This is a genomic window from Paenibacillus sp. FSL H7-0940 (assembly GCF_037979415.1).
GTDB lineage: Bacteria > Bacillota > Bacilli > Paenibacillales > Paenibacillaceae > Paenibacillus > Paenibacillus amylolyticus.
This window is the reverse complement of sequence record NZ_CP150280.1, coordinates 2715498-2734755: the sequence shown is the minus strand read 5'-3', so window position 1 is coordinate 2734755 and position 19258 is coordinate 2715498. Positions and strand designations below refer to the sequence as shown.

General features: G+C 44.5%; 15 protein-coding genes. 13 read left to right on the top strand and 2 right to left on the bottom strand.

The annotated features are described in order from the left end of the window. The first annotated feature begins 140 nt into the window (after positions 1-140). The 9 genes from MHB71_RS11840 to MHB71_RS11800 all read left to right on the top strand — a co-directional run bounded on the left by MHB71_RS11840 (position 141) and on the right by MHB71_RS11800 (position 11857). A complete protein-coding gene (locus MHB71_RS11840) occupies positions 141-1199 on the top strand; it encodes a dockerin type I domain-containing protein (RefSeq protein ID WP_340029680.1) in 1059 nt (352 codons plus the stop codon). A gap of 90 nt (positions 1200-1289) precedes the next feature. Beyond that, on the top strand, positions 1290-3245 hold the full coding sequence (locus MHB71_RS11835; RefSeq protein ID WP_340029679.1) for an S-layer homology domain-containing protein: 1956 nt from the start codon (positions 1290-1292) through the stop codon (positions 3243-3245). Between the two features lie 385 nt (positions 3246-3630). Continuing rightward, positions 3631-5595: an ABC transporter ATP-binding protein/permease gene (locus tag MHB71_RS11830; protein WP_100528884.1), complete on the top strand. Its 1965-nt coding sequence runs from the start codon at positions 3631-3633 to the stop codon at positions 5593-5595. A gap of 29 nt (positions 5596-5624) precedes the next feature. Beyond that, positions 5625-6293 (top strand): response regulator transcription factor, encoded by a 669-nt coding sequence (locus tag MHB71_RS11825; protein ID WP_100528885.1) that lies wholly within the window; start codon positions 5625-5627, stop codon positions 6291-6293. A gap of 2 nt (positions 6294-6295) precedes the next feature. Further along, the gene (locus MHB71_RS11820; protein WP_340029677.1) at positions 6296-7627 is read left to right on the top strand and encodes a HAMP domain-containing sensor histidine kinase; all 1332 of its coding nucleotides are present in this window, start codon (positions 6296-6298) and stop codon (positions 7625-7627) included. Between the two features lie 214 nt (positions 7628-7841). Beyond that, positions 7842-9677: a UbiD family decarboxylase gene (locus MHB71_RS11815; protein ID WP_340029676.1), complete on the top strand. Its 1836-nt coding sequence runs from the start codon at positions 7842-7844 to the stop codon at positions 9675-9677. Positions 9678-9960: 283 nt separating this feature from the next. Continuing rightward, on the top strand, positions 9961-11046 hold the full coding sequence (locus MHB71_RS11810; protein ID WP_047842713.1) for an HD domain-containing phosphohydrolase: 1086 nt from the start codon (positions 9961-9963) through the stop codon (positions 11044-11046). A gap of 161 nt (positions 11047-11207) precedes the next feature. After that, positions 11208-11663, top strand: a complete 456-nt coding sequence (locus tag MHB71_RS11805) for an SRPBCC family protein (protein WP_340029675.1) — start codon at positions 11208-11210, stop codon at positions 11661-11663. 32 nt (positions 11664-11695) lie between these two features. Then, complete coding sequence (locus tag MHB71_RS11800; protein WP_155985038.1) at positions 11696-11857, top strand: hypothetical protein; 162 nt, start codon at positions 11696-11698, stop codon at positions 11855-11857. Position 11858: 1 nt separating this feature from the next. Here the strand turns inward: MHB71_RS11800 and MHB71_RS11795 are convergent, their stop codons facing one another. Continuing rightward, positions 11859-13079, bottom strand: coding sequence for an MFS transporter (locus MHB71_RS11795; RefSeq protein ID WP_340029674.1), 1221 nt, complete (start codon positions 13077-13079; stop codon positions 11859-11861). A 241-nt stretch (positions 13080-13320) separates the two neighbouring features. Between MHB71_RS11795 and MHB71_RS11790 the strand changes: the two genes are divergently transcribed. Further along, positions 13321-13902 carry a TetR/AcrR family transcriptional regulator gene (locus MHB71_RS11790; RefSeq protein ID WP_100528891.1) on the top strand — a complete coding sequence of 194 codons (582 nt, stop codon included), beginning with the start codon at positions 13321-13323 and terminating at the stop codon, positions 13900-13902. An 80-nt stretch (positions 13903-13982) separates the two neighbouring features. Next, positions 13983-14951, top strand: a complete 969-nt coding sequence (locus MHB71_RS11785; RefSeq protein WP_340029673.1) for a D-2-hydroxyacid dehydrogenase family protein — start codon at positions 13983-13985, stop codon at positions 14949-14951. Between the two features lie 177 nt (positions 14952-15128). On the opposite strand, the gene MHB71_RS11780 is transcribed toward MHB71_RS11785, so the two are convergent. After that, positions 15129-16166, bottom strand: a complete 1038-nt coding sequence (locus tag MHB71_RS11780) for a LacI family DNA-binding transcriptional regulator (RefSeq protein WP_076249529.1) — start codon at positions 16164-16166, stop codon at positions 15129-15131. Positions 16167-16552: 386 nt separating this feature from the next. Between MHB71_RS11780 and MHB71_RS11775 the strand changes: the two genes are divergently transcribed. Both MHB71_RS11775 and MHB71_RS11770 read left to right on the top strand, forming a co-directional pair. Beyond that, positions 16553-17602, top strand: a complete 1050-nt coding sequence (locus MHB71_RS11775) for a 2,3-butanediol dehydrogenase (RefSeq protein WP_340029672.1) — start codon at positions 16553-16555, stop codon at positions 17600-17602. 181 nt (positions 17603-17783) lie between these two features. After that, positions 17784-19097 carry a hypothetical protein gene (locus tag MHB71_RS11770; protein WP_340029671.1) on the top strand — a complete coding sequence of 438 codons (1314 nt, stop codon included), beginning with the start codon at positions 17784-17786 and terminating at the stop codon, positions 19095-19097. The last annotated feature ends 161 nt before the right edge of the window (positions 19098-19258 follow it).

Below are 19258 nucleotides of genomic sequence, written 5' to 3'. Positions count from 1 at the left end.
GGAGGCATACTCCATGGCGTTTTTTGTCGAATTACAACTGGAAATAGTTCCATGGTCCTGTTCAGAATCGGTTCAGAATGACTCGTTATACTGAGCATGTAGTTGTTCAAATTTGAAATGTATACGAGGAGGAACATGAATTGAAGGGGAAACAAAACAAAAAACGGCTTAAGCCGATATTGAAAAAAAGCATGTTGACTGCACTCGGATTGGGCATTGCATTGCCTATAGGTGGAACGCTCCCGCAGGCTAACGCAGGAGTCATTGGTCCAGAGATTAAGATTTCACAACCTGTTCTTAACGATGGCATTAACTGGTTAAGTTATTCATCGGCACAAGATAATCCTTCTTTTGTGCCCGAAGTGCCTATTGAGGTAACCACCAATAATATCATCAGAATCAATCTAAGTACACAATTTCGATCCGATGAGTATAGCCCGCCTACAGCCAGCTCAAGTGATAACAGCATCGCTGAGGCGTATGTAGAAACGAGACAGGATGAGAATATGACAACGCCTGTCAGTACATTGGTGGTTATTCCTCGCCAAAGCGGCAAAATCAACATCGAATTGAAAGCGAATTATATGATCTCTGGTGCACCAGAGACTGTTACGGATAACATTGAACTTTACATTAGTAAAAAAGGGGATGTAAATGCAGACGGAAAAGTGAATTCTTTGGATGCCGTAGACCTTTTCAATTATATTCGTAACATGATGACTCGCCGCAGCTTTTCTTATGTAGAGATGAACCGAATGGATGTAGATCGTAATACGGAACCCACTCTGGGGGACATGGATGCTTTGTTAATAGGATACAAAGGCAAAACACTTGGTGGAAAAAACAATGACTATGTGTTGACCTTTAAGCAAGTAGATGATGCGCCGTATGTACTAAATGGTGAATTGAAGAATGCCATGTTAATTGGAAATGAAATTGGCGTTAGTCATTATATAATGGATATTGATTACAATGATTACATTAATACTCCTTCTTACCAGTGGTACCGCGCAACAGAAGCTTCGAGAGAAGATATGGTGCCAATCGAGGGGGAAACAGGAGCAAAGTATACCGTTAAAGATGAGGACGAAGGTTATTATCTTGTGCTCGAAGTTATTACTCAGTCCACTTGGGACTCGAATACGGAGCCTAGAAAAGTATACATTGTTGGAAAAGAAAAAATACAACGCCTTGATTAATTCAATTTTTTATTTTAGATAACGAATAACAATACATTTTCTATCTTTACCATACGATCTATCAATTGATACAGACATGGAGGCTATCACATGTTTCAACCGAAAAAGAAACGTCCTAGAATCAGAAAAACAATGTCAGGTCTCATTGCACTGACGCTACTCTCGTCTATCGTATTCCCGAGTATAGCTGGGGCAGAGCCGGCAGAACCATCACAAGTACAATTTGCAAATGTGAGCGTACAGGCAGGGCAGACCGTTCATGTACCTGTTGCATTGAAGAAGTCCTATTTCGGGGTGAAAGCTTATAATATGCAGATTGATTATGATACGTCTGCACTGGAAATTGTTCGGATCACGCCTAAATCTGTCAACGTCATCAGCACATCCCCAAATGAAGATGGTGTAGCAGACTTCCAGTACCAAATTAATAATGGGGAAGGCTGGGTACGGATCATCTGGGTTGATTTTACTGGGGGTGACCACTCAATTGTAGATGAAACCCAATTATTTGATATGGAAATCAAAGCCAAAAGCAATGCGGCGCCTGGAACGAAACAGCTATCCGTAGATCAAACTGATTCAGAACATTGGCATTTTACAAATGTAGAACACAATAGTGGTGCTCAGTTGTCTGGTGGAACAATCACAATTACAGCAGCAAATTCAGGTGGCGACAATTCCGGTTCGACACCTACACCGAATCCTGGTAACTCTTCAGGTGGAGGAGGAGGAGGAAGTGTATCACCAACTTCACCAGTCGTTACCCCAGTTCCATCGACTCCAGCGGTAACTAAAGGCGTAGACATCTATGTGAACGGTCAGAAACAAGAACAATCTGCAACGGCCACCACATCAACGGTAAACAATCAGGTTACCACCACGGTTCATGTGGATAATGAAAAAGTCATCAATCAGATTGGAAGTGGACTAAAAACGCTTCTGCTGCCTATTACAGGTACTGGCAAGGGTGCGGTCGTTGGTGAACTGAACGGCAAGTTGGTCAAAACAATGGAAGGAAGTAATGCCGAAGTTGTCATTCAGACTGATAGCGGTACGTATACACTTCCAGCTAATCAGATTCAGGTAGATCAGATTCTGAACCAATTCGGAAGCACGGTTCCATTGGAAGATATCACAATCCAAATCGCTATTGTGCCTAGTGCCACATCTAAACAAACAGCAATTCAGGCTGCAGCGGATAAGCTGGAGAACACAACGGTGATCGCAGCTCCGATTGATTTTGAAGTAAAAGCGATCTGGAATGGACAGCAAGTTAATGTAGATCGTTTCAACTCTTATGTAGAGCGCTCCATTACTTTGCCAGAGGGTGTCGATGGTTCAAAGATCACGACAGGAGTTGTGCTTCAGCCAGATGGCAGCCTTCTGCATGTACCGACCAAGGTTATCAAAGGTAACGTGCAAGATTCTGCTATTATTAACAGCTTGACGAACAGCACTTACGCTCTGATCTATCATCCGGCAACATTCAGCGATGTATCAAGTCACTGGAGTCGGGATGACGTACAGGATCTGGCATCCCGTCTGATCGTACAAGGCACCGGTGAGAACGTGTTTGCGCCAGACCGGAGTATTACACGGGCAGAGTTTACGGCTGTTCTGTTAAGAGGTTTGGGGCTGCACTCCCCGCGCAGTACAGAAGCGGCATCGTTCACAGATGTGAAGACTGGTAGCTGGTATGAGGATGAGGTTCAGACGGCTGTGTCCTACGGCCTAATCTCAGGTTATGCTGACGACAGCTTCCGTCCGAATAGCGAAATTTCTCGTGCTGAAGCGCTGACTATTGTGTCACGTGCGATGAAACTGGTCGGTCTGGCACAGGCCGACGCGTCAGAGACAACAAGTCTGCTTAGCACATACAGCGATAGTGCTAAAGTACAGGCTTGGGCAGCAGAGCCAGTTGCATCGGCGATTAAACAAGGGCTGGTACAAGGTGGTGATGGTAAACTGATGTCAGATGCAGACATTAGTCGTGCACAGTCGGCGGCGATTGTGAAAAGGTTACTTGCAAAAGCGGGATTAATCTAAACTTTATAAGTTGAACTAAAGATTATTTACACTGACACTACGACGACAGAATAACCTTCCAATCGCTGTTATCCCCAGATTTTTTGAATCCCTTTTCCGAAGGTGAAAATCCGGGGATAAAGGCGAACGCTTCGCTTTTTCAGGTTTTTTCTGTCTTCTCCGTTATCGTGTAAATGATTAGTTTAACTTATATTATCAAATGCAATAACGAAATAAGACAACCCGAGTCCTTATATCTAAGGATTCGGTTTTTTTGTATATAGTTCTTTTGAACAACCTCTTGTAGGTGCGATGGTCCAGTTCATTATCAGTTCATACTGATTTGTTACGATATGAACATCAAATAGATAGATATCGTGCATGATCAGGAGAGGAAGAGATCCATATGAAAATACTAGAGGTTAAAAATGTGAAGAAATCATACACCTTATATGGAAAAGAAAGAGTTCCGGTACTCCACGGTTTGAACTTAAGTTTTGAGACAGGGGAATTTGTCTCCATCCTCGGCGAATCTGGCTGTGGTAAGTCGACACTGATGAATATTATTGGTGGTATGGACTCCGACTATGAAGGGGACGTCGTTGTTCGTGGCAAGAACTTAAGTGCTATGACAGAGAAGGAAATGGATGATTATCGGAAGAATAATATCGGCTTTGTCTTTCAAAATTTCAATCTGATCCCGCATCTGTCTGTCCTCGAAAATGTAACGATTGCGATGCAAATGACGGATACCAATGAGAAGGATCGCAATAAACGTGCCGTTGATATTTTGACAGAGGTCGGACTGAAGGATCATCTGAACAAACGTCCTAACCAGTTATCCGGGGGGCAGAAGCAACGGGTTTCCATCGCACGGGCATTATCCAACAATCCGGACATTATTCTTGCAGATGAACCGACGGGTGCTCTGGACAGGGAAAACGGAGATCAAATCCTCGCTTTGCTCGACAGTATAGCCAAAAAGGGAATGCTGGTGATCGCCGTAACTCACTCGCAGAAAGTCGCTGACTCCGGTACACGTATTGTGAAGGTTGAAGAGGGGCGCATTAGTGATGATATTCACCTGAAAGATCCTTCTACGGCTGTTTACGAGAGTGGTCAGGATTCTTCCCGGAGCCTGAGCTTGCTTGCTTCATTCAAGATGGCACTCAAAAATATGAAACTCAACGGCAAGCGTAATGTATTGGTAGCATTGGGTGGATCTATAGGTATATTAAGCGTACTCCTGATGCTCTCCTTGGGGAATGGAATAACGACGTATATGAATGACGAAATCAATTCAAGTATGGACCCTTTGCTCGTGGATATAACCAAGCCGAGTGAAGAAGCCAAGGATATGCAAGGCCCCGAGGCCTTGATGGCACCAGGTGAACCGTTCACCGAAGCTGATGTTGAGACGATTCGCAATTTTCCTAATGTGGATCATGTAGAGACGATCACGACCATTACAGGCAAATCCACGATGGTGAATGAAAAACAAAGTGTAGGACTCACACAGTTAACAACGTTAACGGATGCTTTTGATCCAGCATTGATGACAACTGGTGTTCTGCCGGTAGAAAATCAGATGCTGTTACCTCTCGATACAGCGAAACAATTAAGCGGAAATGATCAAGCTGAAACCATGATCGGCAAGTCCGTGTTTTTATATATCAATGAGATGGATAGTAATAATAAACCAGTGACTTTGGAGAAAGAAGTAACGATCTCAGGGATCTACGAAGCGGCAGATCCACGATCTCCAATGCAGCAATCCCCGGGATACATTTCATCAGAGACGTTGGAGCAAATGTATGCGGACGAAGGAATAACGATTGGACCAATTCAGGTTAACGCCTATGCAACCGATATGAAATATGTAAATGATATCAATGAAGCTGCTGTAAACGCTGGTTTCGCAGGCTCCCAAATGGCCAAGGTCATGGAGAATATCACCACATATGTAAGTATGGCTTCCATTGTACTTGCGGGTATTGCAGGTATTTCGTTGATCGTATCCGGTATTATGATACTGGTAGTACTCTATATTAGTGTCGTGGAACGGACAAAGGAGATCGGAATTCTCCGAGCGATTGGAGCAAGAAAGAAAGATATCAAGCGAATATTCTTCTCCGAATCTGCCTTATTAGGCGTATTTAGTGGTATTATTGCGGTAATCTTTGCAGTGATCATTAGTTATGTATTAAACATTCTTTTGGACAATGCGTTTGGAGCCAAACTCATTAATCTTTCGGGATATTATATCTTGTTTGGTATCGTGGTAAGTACAGCGATTAGTATTGTTGCCGGTTTGATGCCATCATCAAAAGCGGCGAAGCTGGACCCGATGGAATCCTTACGATACGAATAAATATCAATTTTGGAAAGGATAATGGCTACATGAACACAATTCTGGTGGTGGACGATGATTCCCATATCCGCAAATTAATCCGAATCTATCTTGAAAAGAATCAATTCTCCGTGCTGGAAGCACCAGACGGTCAAGAAGCGTTAGATATCCTCTCTCATACAAAAGTTGATCTGGCGATTGTGGATGTGATGATGCCGCGAATAGACGGCATTGAACTGACGGAAGATATTCGGTCTTATCTGGATATTCCCATCCTGATGGTGACTGCCAAGGGAGAATCCAAGGACAAAGTCAGAGGATTTAATGCAGGGTCAGACGATTACCTGGTTAAACCATTTGATCCTGTGGAGTTAATCTTACGTGTAAAATCGTTACTGAAACGATATAACAAAAGTTCATCAAACATGATTCTGATCAGCGGTGTAACGATTGATTTGGGCAACTTGATGGTCATTGCGGATGGACAAACTATCGAATTGAAAAAGAAGGAATGTGAATTGTTATTTTCTCTGGCGAGTTCGCCAGGGAAAATATTCACACGTACACAGCTTATAGATGACATATGGGGCATCGATTACGAAGGAGATGAGCGTACAGTTGATGTACATATCAAACGGTTAAGGGAACGTCTTGAACATGTTCCTGAGTTAGTGATCTCAACGATAAGAGGACTCGGTTATCGGCTGGAGCGGGCATGAAAATGTTTAGGAAAAGCCTGCGACTTCGCATCGTAGCTACGTTTATCGGGATTGTTCTGGTGAGTTTAATTCTCTCCTTTATGATAAATAACGGGTCCCAGGAAAAGACACCGAATCGTTTTATGGTTACCTTTGCTCAAGATCTCGCTACACTGATTAACCTGATTGATGATCCGGAAAAAGTACAATCAAGCTTAGGTATCTTTGCTCGCTACGGCTTAAATATCACTCCCGTGAATGAACAAAGTGAAGTGTTATCTTCCTTGCCAGAGGACAAAGTGCATTCGTTATTCGAGGCGGGTACAACGGATGCCATTTTTCTGTCCAGTAAAGATGGAATCGCGACCATAGGTGTTCCCGGAACAAACGAGGGGATCGGCACATTTCTGATTCAAAGTGATTTCTCATCTCTTTTTCATACACTGCGAAACACACTCTTAACCTCACTGTTAACGGTTCTGGTCATTGGCAGCTTATTAATCCTGTTCATGTCCGGGTATATTGTGAAACCGATTAAGAGATTAACGGTTGCGGCGAAGGAGATGTCCTCAGGTGACCTGTCGGTCCGCTTGAAACATAATAATCAGGATGAGTTTGGCGAACTGATGGAGAGCTTTAATCATATGGCCAGTGAGTTGCAAAAAATCGATTCGGTTCGTGATGACTTTGTCAGCAACGTCTCTCATGAAATGCAATCTCCGCTCACATCAATTAGAGGATTCACCAGAGCACTACAAGATGGTGTTATTCCATTAGAAGAGCAGAAAGAGCATTTGGATATTATATATGAAGAAACGCTGCGCTTATCGAGGCTCAGTGATAATCTGCTTCGGCTAGCCTCGCTGGATTCAGAGCATCATCCGGTTCATTTCACCACATTCCAGGTAGATGAACAATTAAGAAGGGCGATCTTACTGGCAGAGCCGCAGTGGGCTCAGAAGGACATACAGATCGAATTGGATTTGTTGCCCTGCGAGATCACAGTGGACAAAGATTTGTTTGATCAGGTCTGGCAAAATTTAATAAACAATGCGATCAAATACACCGGTCCACAAGGTGCCATTCATGTTGAAATTGAGACGTCATCTTCATTTGTGAAGGTATTGATTAGAGATTCTGGACAAGGAATACCTGAGGAAGCTCTCCCGTATATCTTTGATCGATTCTACATGGTGGACAAAGCGCGAAGCAGCTCGCTTCGAGGGAATGGATTGGGTTTGTCCATTGTCATTAAAATTTTGAAATTGCATCAATGTACAATTGATGTAGAGAGCGAAGTAGGAAAAGGCACACAGTTTATTGTCACGATCCCCAGATCGACCATTACACCTTAAGGCAAGCCAGAACAGAGAGAGCAATATGGAAACAATCGGTCCCTGTGCCATCAGGATTCAGATTGCTGCCAGATTGCTTTTTTTTGATATCTGTATTCGCGACAAAATTTCACATATAGTTTTGTTTAGCAGTGGATCATTTGATAAAATAGAAGAGACGTTATGTGAATCTATGAACTTAATTAATTTATCATACAGAGAATGGAGCCATCCAATGAAATATCGCAATATGGAAGATTGTATTAACGATCTGGAGCAGCATGGTCATTTGATTCGGGTCAAAGAAGAGGTTGATCCTCATCTGGAGATGGCAGCGATCCACATGAAAGTACACGAGGCTAAAGGCCCGGCGTTGTTATTCGAAAATGTAAAAGGCTCAAAGTTCCAGGCCGTATCGAATCTGTTCGGCACGGTGGAACGAAGCAAGTTTATGTTCCGCGGTACGCTGGAAGGCGTACAACGGGTCATGGCAGTTCGTGACGATCCCATGAAGGCGCTTAAGACGCCATTTCAGCATGTCCGTACAGGTCTTGCTGCATGGCAGGCGCTGCCAAAACAGAAATCTATAAGCCTACCCGTGTCGGCGCAAGAGATTCAAATCTCGGACTTACCACTCATCAAACATTGGCCTATGGACGGTGGGGCATTTGTGACGCTGCCACAGGTGTATTCCGAAGATCCAGATAAGCCAGGCATCATGAATTCCAATCTGGGGATGTACCGGGTTCAACTGGATGGCAATGATTTTGAAATGAACAAGGAAATTGGATTACATTATCAGATTCATCGCGGAATTGGTATACATCAAGCCAAAGCTGTCAAAAAGGGAGAACCACTAAAAGTGAGTATTTTCATTGGAGGTCCACCTGCACATACACTCTCAGCGGTTATGCCTCTGCCTGAAGGACTCAGTGAGATGACATTTGCTGGCCTGCTCGCTGGACGTCGTTTCCGGTACAGTTACAAAGATGGGTATTGCATTAGTAATGATGCCGATTTTGTCATCACAGGTGATATCTATCCAGGCGAGACAAAGCCTGAAGGCCCGTTCGGTGATCATCTGGGTTACTACAGTCTGACCCATGAATTCCCGTTAATGCGTGTGCATAAAGTCTATGCCAAACCTAATGCCATCTGGCCGTTTACGGTTGTTGGTCGTCCGCCGCAAGAGGATACGGCGTTTGGTGATTTGATTCATGAGATTACTGGAGACGCGATCAAACAGGAGGTTCCAGGTGTCAAAGAAGTGCATGCGGTCGATGCAGCAGGGGTTCATCCATTGCTGTTTGCCATCGGCAGTGAACGTTACACCCCATATCAGGCGGTGAAGCAGCCGACAGAGTTGCTTACGATTGCCAACCGTATTTTGGGTACGGGTCAGCTGAGTCTGGCGAAGTACCTGTTTATTACTGCTGAGGATCAGCAACCTCTGGATACCCACAAGGAAGTTGAATTCCTGACCTATATCTTGGAGCGTATGGATATGCAGCGGGATATTCATTTCCATACCCATACAACGATTGATACACTCGATTATTCGGGTACAGGACTGAACAGCGGAAGCAAGGTCGTTTTTGCAGCATATGGCGACAAGGTTCGAGAGTTGTGTACGGAAGTTCCGGAGTCTTTGAAAAACATTCGTGGTTATGAGAATGCACAGCTCATCATGCCGGGTATTGTTTCGATCCAGACATCGGCCTTTACGAGTTATGCGGATACAGCACAGGAGATGCAAGCATTCACTTCTCTATTGAAAGAACAGGGAGGTCTGGACTCGTGTCCGATGATCATTCTATGTGACGACAGTTCGTTCCTGAGTGCTAACCTCAGCAACTTCTTATGGGCAACCTTTACTCGAAGCAACCCTTCACATGATATGTATGGGGTTAATAGCGGATATGATCACAAGCATTGGGGTTGTGATCAGGTTATTATTGATGCACGTACCAAACCCCATCAGGCACCGCCGCTGATTCCCGATGCTTCGGTCGAGAAGAGCATTGAACGATTTTTTGTTAAAGGTGCTAGTCTGGGTTCGATCAAAATCTGATTTGAGATGTCTTGAAGAAGTTCAAACGGAGCGTTTGAACTTCTTTGGCTTACTCTGATACGGCAATGAGGCACAAAAGTGTGTAAAAGTTTAAAACCGGGACTAATTTGGATGTTGGAGTGAGGATAAAGTCTTAGGCGTTCGTATTTACCATTGTGATTAAGGTCGTTTGAACTATGTATGAAATGAAGAATTATAACGATATAAAGAAGTATAGGTATTTTTGTGGCCCCGTTCCGTTGGGTGCTGTTACTATAATGAATTGTTCAGGGGGAATACCGATTTGAGAATCCATATTATGAACCTGCAAGACGGAGACCGTCTAACTGCGGATACATTCAGCGATGCAGGATTACACGTTCTCGGGAAGGGAACTGTGATCAAAGGTGAGGATATCACCTTGCTTATGCAGCACCGTGTAGATTATGTAGATATTGAATCACGCGAAGAGGAAATCACTGAAGCAGAATTTTTTGCAGCAGCCGCAAAGCATGCTTCCGGGATAACTACGAAGGAAGAACCGCCTGAAGAAGAGCTGAAGTCCCAATTTATTCAGACTGTACATAATTATCAAAATGCTTTTCTCGAAGCTCTGACCGTTGGCAAGTTCAACGCCACCATGGTGGATGATGCACTGCAACCGATGGTTGAAGGACTGGATGAGCAGAAAGATGTCGTTCATCTCCTGATGATGCTGGAGCGGGATGATGTCAATAACTATACACATTCAATCCAGGTAGGATTGTTGTCCTTCTACCTTGCGAATTGGCTTGGATATTCTCAGAAGGAGAGTTATCAGATTAGTCGCGGTGGTTATCTGCATGACATTGGAAAGTGCAAAGTTTCCCACCGGATTCGGAACAAAACAGAACCGTTGACGGCTGATGAGCAGCTTGAAATGCAGCGTCACACTATATATGGCCATGAAATTATCAAAAATTCGATGACGGATGAAGCGACAGCACTGGTTGCTCTGCAACATCACGAGCGGGAAGATGGGTCGGGTTATCCGATGCAACTTGAGAAAAGTGAAATTCATCCATATACACAGATTGTATCTGTAGCGGATATCTATATAGGCATGAGATCCGGGAACCACGGAGGAAGCAATCCAAATCTGATCAATAACCTTAGAGATATCTATGGAATGGGATTTGGTAAATTGAATGAAAAACCGGTTCAGGCATTGATGCAACATTTGCTTCCTAATTTCATCGGGAAACAGGTACTGCTCAGCAATGGAGAAAAAGGTGTTATTGTCATGAACAATACATCTGATATTTTCAAACCACTCATCAAAGTGGAGTCTGAAGAATATCGCGATCTCTCTAAAGAGCGTACGCTTGCCATTGATGAATTGCTTATTTAATCTAAGTATTATCTGTATTCCTTACTTATATTGAGAACGGGCCTCCTGTACGAAGACAGGGGACCCGTTCTTTGTTATATCATCCTAGATGAGTTGTTCGACCAAGGAAGCAAGCGTATACTTTGCAAAGACCTTATTTTTCCTGCCAAGGAGCGATCGCCATGATTGAAGTGACAACCGAGATTACAATACATGCCTCGATTGAACGATGCTTTGACTATGCCCGGGATATTGATGTACATACTCAGACCGTCTGGCAACATACAAGAGAGCGAGCAGTTGCAGGAGTAACCACAGGAAGAATTGGAGCAGGGGATACCGTTACATTTCAGGCTACTCATTTTGGGGTCAGACAGAAGTTGAAGTCCCGAATTGTGCAGTTTGAACGACCGTTTGTATTTGTGGATCAGATGGAGAAAGGGGCTTTCAAGAGCATGCGACATGAACATCATTTCAGCGTAGTTGGGGATCAGATGACTAGCATGAGAGACACACTTCGATTCGAAGCTCCACTTGGATTACTGGGATGGGCAACGGAGCGACTTGTGCTGAAGAGATACATGCAGGCATTTCTGGAGGATCGTAATCGTAAGCTCAAAGATATGCTTGAGCAGTAGCCAGAATTGAAGGGATAGAGGAGAGAAGACATTTGATGGATAATGAATATTTTGTAGGTTGGGGTACCCTTGCCTTGATTAATGCCGGACTGGCTCAGGGAAAAAACAGAAGTGGTCGGAACTGGTTTCTGATTTCCCTGTTATTTGGTCCGTTGGCAACTCTTTTTATTGTGGTGTGGAATAAACTGGACTAATTCAACGATCGAGATTCCGATGCATATAACGATCGATCATCCAGAATATAAGGGCTGCTGCACTAACACCAGCACCTAACCAGCAAACGGCTGTCCAGCCTGCCCATGCATACACTTGGGTAGAAACAATGGAGCCGGTTGCACTGCCGATGGAATAAAAGATCATATAAGCTGCCGTCAGGCGGCTTTGCGCTTCGGGGCGAACTTCGTAGATCAGGCTCTGGTTGGTAACATGTATGGCCTGCACGGCGAGATCAAGCAGGATAACGCCCAGGATCAGAAACCAGAGAGAATGATGGACATAACCGATGGGTAGCCAGGACAAGAGTAGAATGACAAGGGAAACACCGGTTGTTTTCTGCCCAAGGCCCCGGTCGGCAAGTTTACCTGCACGGGCAGCAGCCAATGCTCCCGCTGCTCCTGCGAGACCGAATGCACCTATGACTGTATGAGACAGGGACAGTGGAGGGCTACTTAGTGGCAGTACCATAGAAGTCCATAAGATGCTGAAGGCTGTAAAAATCAGCATGGCCAGCACACCTCGTACTCGTAACACACGCAACTCACGGTACAGTTGCAAGACGGAACCGAGTAATTGGAAGTAGCTTTGTTTTACTTGTGGGGATTGTTGCCTTGGGAGAACAAAAAATAAGGCGACAATTCCGAGTAATGTAAGGCTGGCGGAGAAGAGATATACCGATCTCCACCCGAACCAATCGTTCAGCGTACCTGCAACCGTTCGTGCAAGTAAAATGCCAATGACGATTCCGCTGGTTACCTGACCGACAATGCGACCACGTTCGGAAGGAGCTGCCAAGTGTGCAGCAAAGGCAACGAGCGTTTGCGTAATGACCGCGAGTAGACCGACGACAGCCATGCCCGTGAATAAGAGGGAGCTGGACTGTGAGGTGCCTACCAGAATTAGTGCAAGTACAGAGAAGAGCATTTGAATGATAATCAGCTTGCGACGATTTAAGAGGTCACCAAGCGGAACAAGAAGGAACAGCCCCAAGGCATAACATATTTGAGTCACTGTGATGACGATCCCTATGGATGATGGAGAGAGGCTGAATTCTTGAGCGATGGAGTCCAGTAAAGGCTGAGCATAATAGATATTGGCGACCGCAAGTCCGCTGCACACGGCAAAAAGAAGAGCAACTAACCGTGACATGGCAGGACGATCCTTATTGGATAATTGTGCATCTGGAGAAGAAGTTTGCATAAATGGATGTCACCTTTCTATTCTGTACTGATCAGTATGTTATGTTTCGGAATAACCATACTTTATTTGCGTGAATTCTGTCAATAGAGAATTGGGTGAGGGTATGCGATCGCTTCTATTCCAGACTTTTCGATTCATTTATAGCTAAAAACTCCTTTCCGGTTATTAGGTTTTGACTTTGTAATAAGAGTGAGGTTAAAATATATAAACATACTGATCGATACATAAAGAGGTGAATTTTATGGTTAGACAACGGGAATTTGATACGGATAAAGCACTTGATGCAGCGATGCATACGTTTTGGGACAAAGGGTTCGAAGCGGCATCTTTAAATGATTTGACGACCGCAATGGGCATACAACGTCCCAGTCTGTATGCGGCTTTTGGCGATAAAAAGGAATTATTTGAAACAGCACTTCGCAGGTATACCACTCAGCACGCGGCTCAAGTCAGAGCCAGACTTCAACAGGGCTCCTCCGTGCGGGAAGCCTTTCGTGGATTGTTTGAACATATTGGAGCAGAGGGGATTGTGACCGAGCCTAGTCACGGCTGTTTTTGCATTAATACGATGGTTGAGCTGGCTCCACATGATCCCAAATTCGCTGTCCTTACACGGGAGCATCAGATGTACCTGGGTGTTCTTTTCAAAGAAACGATAGAACGAGGGCAACAGAGCGGGGAGTTGTCTACTGACATGAACGCGAGTGCGGTCGCACAGTCTCTGGTTGTATCCATGATTGGACTGACTGTTCTGATGAAATCAGGACCAGACCGCTTATTTGTAGAGCAGAGCATCCAAGTTACGCTGTCTTTGTTACATTAATAGGGAATTATTCTGTTTAAAGTGATGCGGAGTTGCTACAATATATACAAGAATTGAGCAGATATAGGAGGAGATCAGAAATGAATACGAAGTTGCGTTGTGCCGTTTTGGATGATTATCAGAACGTTGCGCTGACGTCGGCGGACTGGGGGCCGTTGATGGATCAGGTGGAGATTCAGACATTCAACAACTATATGGGCTCGGAAGAAAAAGTCATTCAGGAATTGCAGGATTTTGATATTGTGGTCCTGATGCGGGAGCGTACACCGTTTCCAGAGAAGGTCATTTCGCAGCTCCCTAAGCTAAAACTTCTGATTACAAGTGGTATGCGCAACGCGTCGATAGATCTCAAGGCTGCTGAGAAGAACGGCATCATTGTGTGTGGAACTGAGGGAAGCTCTAATCCGCCGACGGAGCTTACATGGGCACTAATTCTGGGACTGTCCAGACAACTGGTTACAGAAAATAATGCACTTCGCTCCAATCGAAACTGGCAGAGCACGGTCGGGTTGGATTTGCATGGGAGAACACTTGGATTGCTTGGTTTGGGCAAAATAGGCACTCGCATGGCTGAGATCGCACAAGCATTTGGTATGAATGTGATGGCCTGGAGCGAGAATCTGACACAAGAGAAAGCCGAAAAACATGGTGTGATCTGGTCCGAGACCAAGGAGCAGTTGCTTGCACAGAGCGACATCGTATCCATTCATCTAGTATTGAGTGATCGTACGCGGAATCTGATCGGACAAGCCGAGTTTAAACTAATGAAATCGAGTGCGCTACTCATCAATACGTCGCGAGCGGGCATCGTCGATCAGGAAGCTATGGTGGAGGCATTGCAGCGTGGTGTGATTGCTGGTGCAGGTCTGGATGTATATGAGCAGGAACCGCTCCCCGTTAACCATGTGATGCGAACATTGCCCAACGTTCTGGCCACACCGCATCTGGGTTATGTGACTCGTGGCAATTATGAGATCTATTATAATCATACCGTAGAGAATATAGCGATGTTCCTGAAGGGAACACCGATCAGACAACTGCTTTCTTAGAATGAACGTATGCGGAGTATGACTCTGCTATAGTTATATAGAATCAACGACAAATAAGGTGCTGCCAGGAAAGAGTTAGACCTGAGCAACACCTTTTTAGTATATCTGTGTAACAGAACAAATGAAGGGATAGCCGTAAAATATATTCTATCCTAATGCCCATACCCCTCACCAAATTTAACTGTGTTGTCCTCGCTGGGAGGAATGAATCATGGCGACGCTTGATTCACGAACGATTAAGCGCGGTTCAAATTGGATGTGTTCGTAATCGGTCGTGCTCATCTCCCGAATTCGTTTTAACAACAGCTCGGTAGCAAGTCTGGCGACTTCTTCGCCCATAATAGACACGGAACTAATCTGAGGAGACGTGACGGTTGTCCATTGATTGTTATCCACACCCACAACAGCCACATCTTCAGGTACACGAACCCCTAACTCCTTGAACCGATTAACCAATCCGATGGCAACCATATCATTAATGGCATAGACGGCATCTGGCATATGCGTAAGTCCGTAAAAATAATCTGCAGCATTGGCACCTGTATTTAATGAAAAGTCCTCACCAAAGTAGACGAGAGAAATGTCCACGTGACCTACGGCTTGCTCATACGCACGAAAGCGTTCTTCGATAATGTCCTTCGGTGCTCCTGCATAAGCGATTCGAGTCCGGCCGATTTTGAACAGATGTTCCATTACCAATTTTCCTTCAGGTTGAGAGAGAGAGACGATATCCGCTTTCATACCCGGTTCCAGTTTCTTGCCGTAATTAATCATGGAGATAGGGAGCGGCGCCTTATCAATCAGTCCAGGTAACGTTTTGGGGTACGCCAGAGGCATGAAGATCAGTCCGTCCACATGCAATTTTTTGACATTACGAATGGTTTCAAGCTCCGTTCTGGCATTGCCTGCCGTGTTGATCTGCACGACATGGTACCCATGCTGCTTCGCAGTTTGCTCTACAGACCAGGAGATTTCGGGAATGATGGCGTTACGTATGTCGGGTACAACAAGCGCGATCTGGTGCGTTTGCCGGATTTTCAGACTCTGTGCCGAGGTGTTGGGTACAAAACCCAGTTCTTCAATGGCCTGCATCACCTTATCCCGTGTTTTACTGCTGATGCCTTCTGAATTGTTGATGGCCCGGGATACGGTAGCGATGCCCACGCCGGCACGCTCTGCAACGTCCTTGATCGTAAGTTTCTGTTCTTTCCTCAATGTACGGTTACCTCACTTTATCGGAAACGATCCCGAATTATTAGGAATATGTATGAACTTCACGATAGTTATATAACTTGATTATAACATTTGAACAATGAAGTATCCCGTGAATGGGCCAGATTTATGGCAATGCCTGATTAAATTTCAATGGGACTACAATAATATTTGCCATGATATATGTTAATAACAAGGATCACATCGTTTGTAATACCGCTAAGATCACTTGAATTAAAGTGCGAGCATTCTTAAGTGAACTCGATATGATCATGAAATAGCCATATTAGTGGAGAAATATGTTTGACAGCGTATCTAAAATGTGACATATTTAATTTACGGAAACGTTTCCGATTATATCACAAATTATGATCTGGGAGATGAAATGAATGAAAGCATTACGTTGGCATGGAGTCAAAGATTTACGTCTCGAAAATATTAATGAACCTCACCCTGAAGAAGGAAAGGTCAAAATAAAAGTGGAATGGTGCGGTATCTGCGGCAGTGATTTGCACGAGTACACAGCAGGTCCAATCTTCATTCCCGCTCAAGCACCGCATCCGCTAACAGGGGAACAAGCGCCTATAGTTATGGGGCATGAATTCTCAGGACAGGTGGTTGAAGTAGGGGAAGGTGTTACACGTTTCAAGGCGGGCGATCGTGTTGTGGTAGAACCCATCTATGCATGTGGACACTGCGAAGCTTGTAAACAGGGCAGATACAATCTGTGTGATCAGATGGGTTTCCTCGGACTGGCTGGAGGCGGAGGAGGATTCTCCGAGTATGTAACTGCAGCAGAAAACATGGTACATGCTATTCCGGATTCAATCTCGTATGAGCAAGGTGCGTTGGTTGAACCTTCAGCTGTAGCACTTCACGCTGTGCGCCAAAGCAAGCTGAAAGTGGGAGATATGGCAGCCGTGTTTGGCGCAGGCCCAATCGGACTACTGGTCATCGAAGCGCTTAAAGCTTCGGGAGCATCGGATATTTATGTAGTGGAGTTATCGGATGAACGGAAAGCAAAAGCCGAAGAGCTCGGTGCCATTGTGATTGATCCAACGCAGTTTAATGTCGTGGAAGAGATCCATCAACGTACACAAGGTGGCGTTAACGTAGCTTATGAAGTAACCGGTGTTCCACGTGTTCTGCAACAAGCCATCGATTCGACACGTATTGGTGGAGAGTTGATGATCGTCAGTATTTTTGAACAGGAAGCGCCGATTCACCCGAACTCAATTGTCATGAAAGAACGTACAGTCAATGGCATTATTGGTTATCGCGATGTGTTCCCGGCTGTTATCAGTCTGATGGATAAAGGTTTCTTCCCGGCTGACAAGCTGGTGACCAAACGAATTACGTTGGATGAAGTGGTAGAGCATGGATTTGAAGCACTGTTGAAAGAGAAAAATCAGGTTAAGATTTTGGTAAAAGCTGAATAGAAATCACAGACAGTAAGAACAAGTAGACAGCACATCAACAGATGTGATTGTCTACTTTTTTTGTATAAATAGGGCGGAATTTGTTGCATGTGCGGGTGGTTTTACATAGTATAAAAAGATACAAATTGTATCATCTTGGTGTGAAGGTAATAATGATGAAAAAATGAAGGAGGAAGCGGACATGCAGAGACATACAAAATGGACAGCCGTAATTTTGACCATTGTCGCAGGAATGAGCTGGATGCTTATGGGGAACTCCAAGCCGAAAAACACAAACTCAACAACACAACCCCCTGCGACGGAACGTGGGCTTGCCAAGGTGTCGAATGCACCGATCAGTTCAGCGGATGTAACATCGAAGATCGAACTACTAGGCAGACCTTTTACCAAAACACCATATGCTAATAACGTTTGGGACATGCAACTGTACAACGGCAAAATATATTTGGGCCACGGAAATAGCAGCAATCTGGGCGTAGCTCCTAATTCAGGCCCTATTCCAGTTATTTATTATGATACAGCGAATGCAAAATTCAAGACCCAGTCGGTGACTAACAGCAACCCGGGCATCTTGCCATCAACGAAGATGTATGTGGATGAGGAACAGATTGATATCTACCGAGTACTAAACGACAAGTTATATATTCCTGGCAATGATTCTGATAGTGAACAGTGGGAACTGGGTAACTTCTATCGTCTGGATGGAGAGGTGTGGACCAAATATCGCAATCTGCCGCTGGGTGTACACGTGTACGATTTGGCATCGTATCAGGGTAAGATGTTTGCCGCGCTGGGTACGGAGTCCAAACCAACCATACTAATCTCTCATAATGAAGGTGAAACTTGGCAGAAATATGCGACCATTAATACGTTTGGTTTCCGGGCTTATACCATGTTCCATCTTAATGGCAAGTTATATGCATCTGGCATGATGTATCCTGCCAATAAAATATGGAATGACAAAACTAATATTTTGGAGATTAATGAAAATCTTGAGAAACGGGATGTTGTCATCTATGGTAACAAAATGCTACCTGGACTAACCTATCAAACGGGCACGATTCCTTATAATAAAATAGGCAAAAATGTTAACTTCAATAACAAGTTGCTCTATATAGCAGGTGGCGTGTTTAATGATGGGCAGCTGCTGCCCAAATCTTTGAATGTCATGACCGACATCAATCAGGCAAGGCGAGTTAATCTCCCGGATGCCAAGGCGCTCCCAACCGATGTGCTGTTGCGTGAAGGCAAGGTGTATGTGCTTACGTATACTCGCCAAAGTGCCAATCTGTATATCAATCGGGTCTACCAATCAACCGATCTGACCACATGGAATGAGATTTTACGTTTTAACCAGGACACCTATGCCAAGTCTTTCGAAGAGAACGAGGGTGACTTCTACTTTGGTCTGGGTACCGATCCGGATGTGTTATCAACTTCATCAGGGAAATTGCTTCGAGTGAACCGGAGTGATATCCCTGTGAATGCTAATTAAATTGGAAGGAAGATTATGGATTATATACTATGCTACATCCACATTATTGGTGACCGGGAAAATACTTTAAGATGTAGTAGAGTGCATGTCAGACTGCTTCGGTAGTGTGATCCAACAGAGGCTGCCGTAAGGTAGCTTTCTTTTTTTTTTCTATAAGAGTA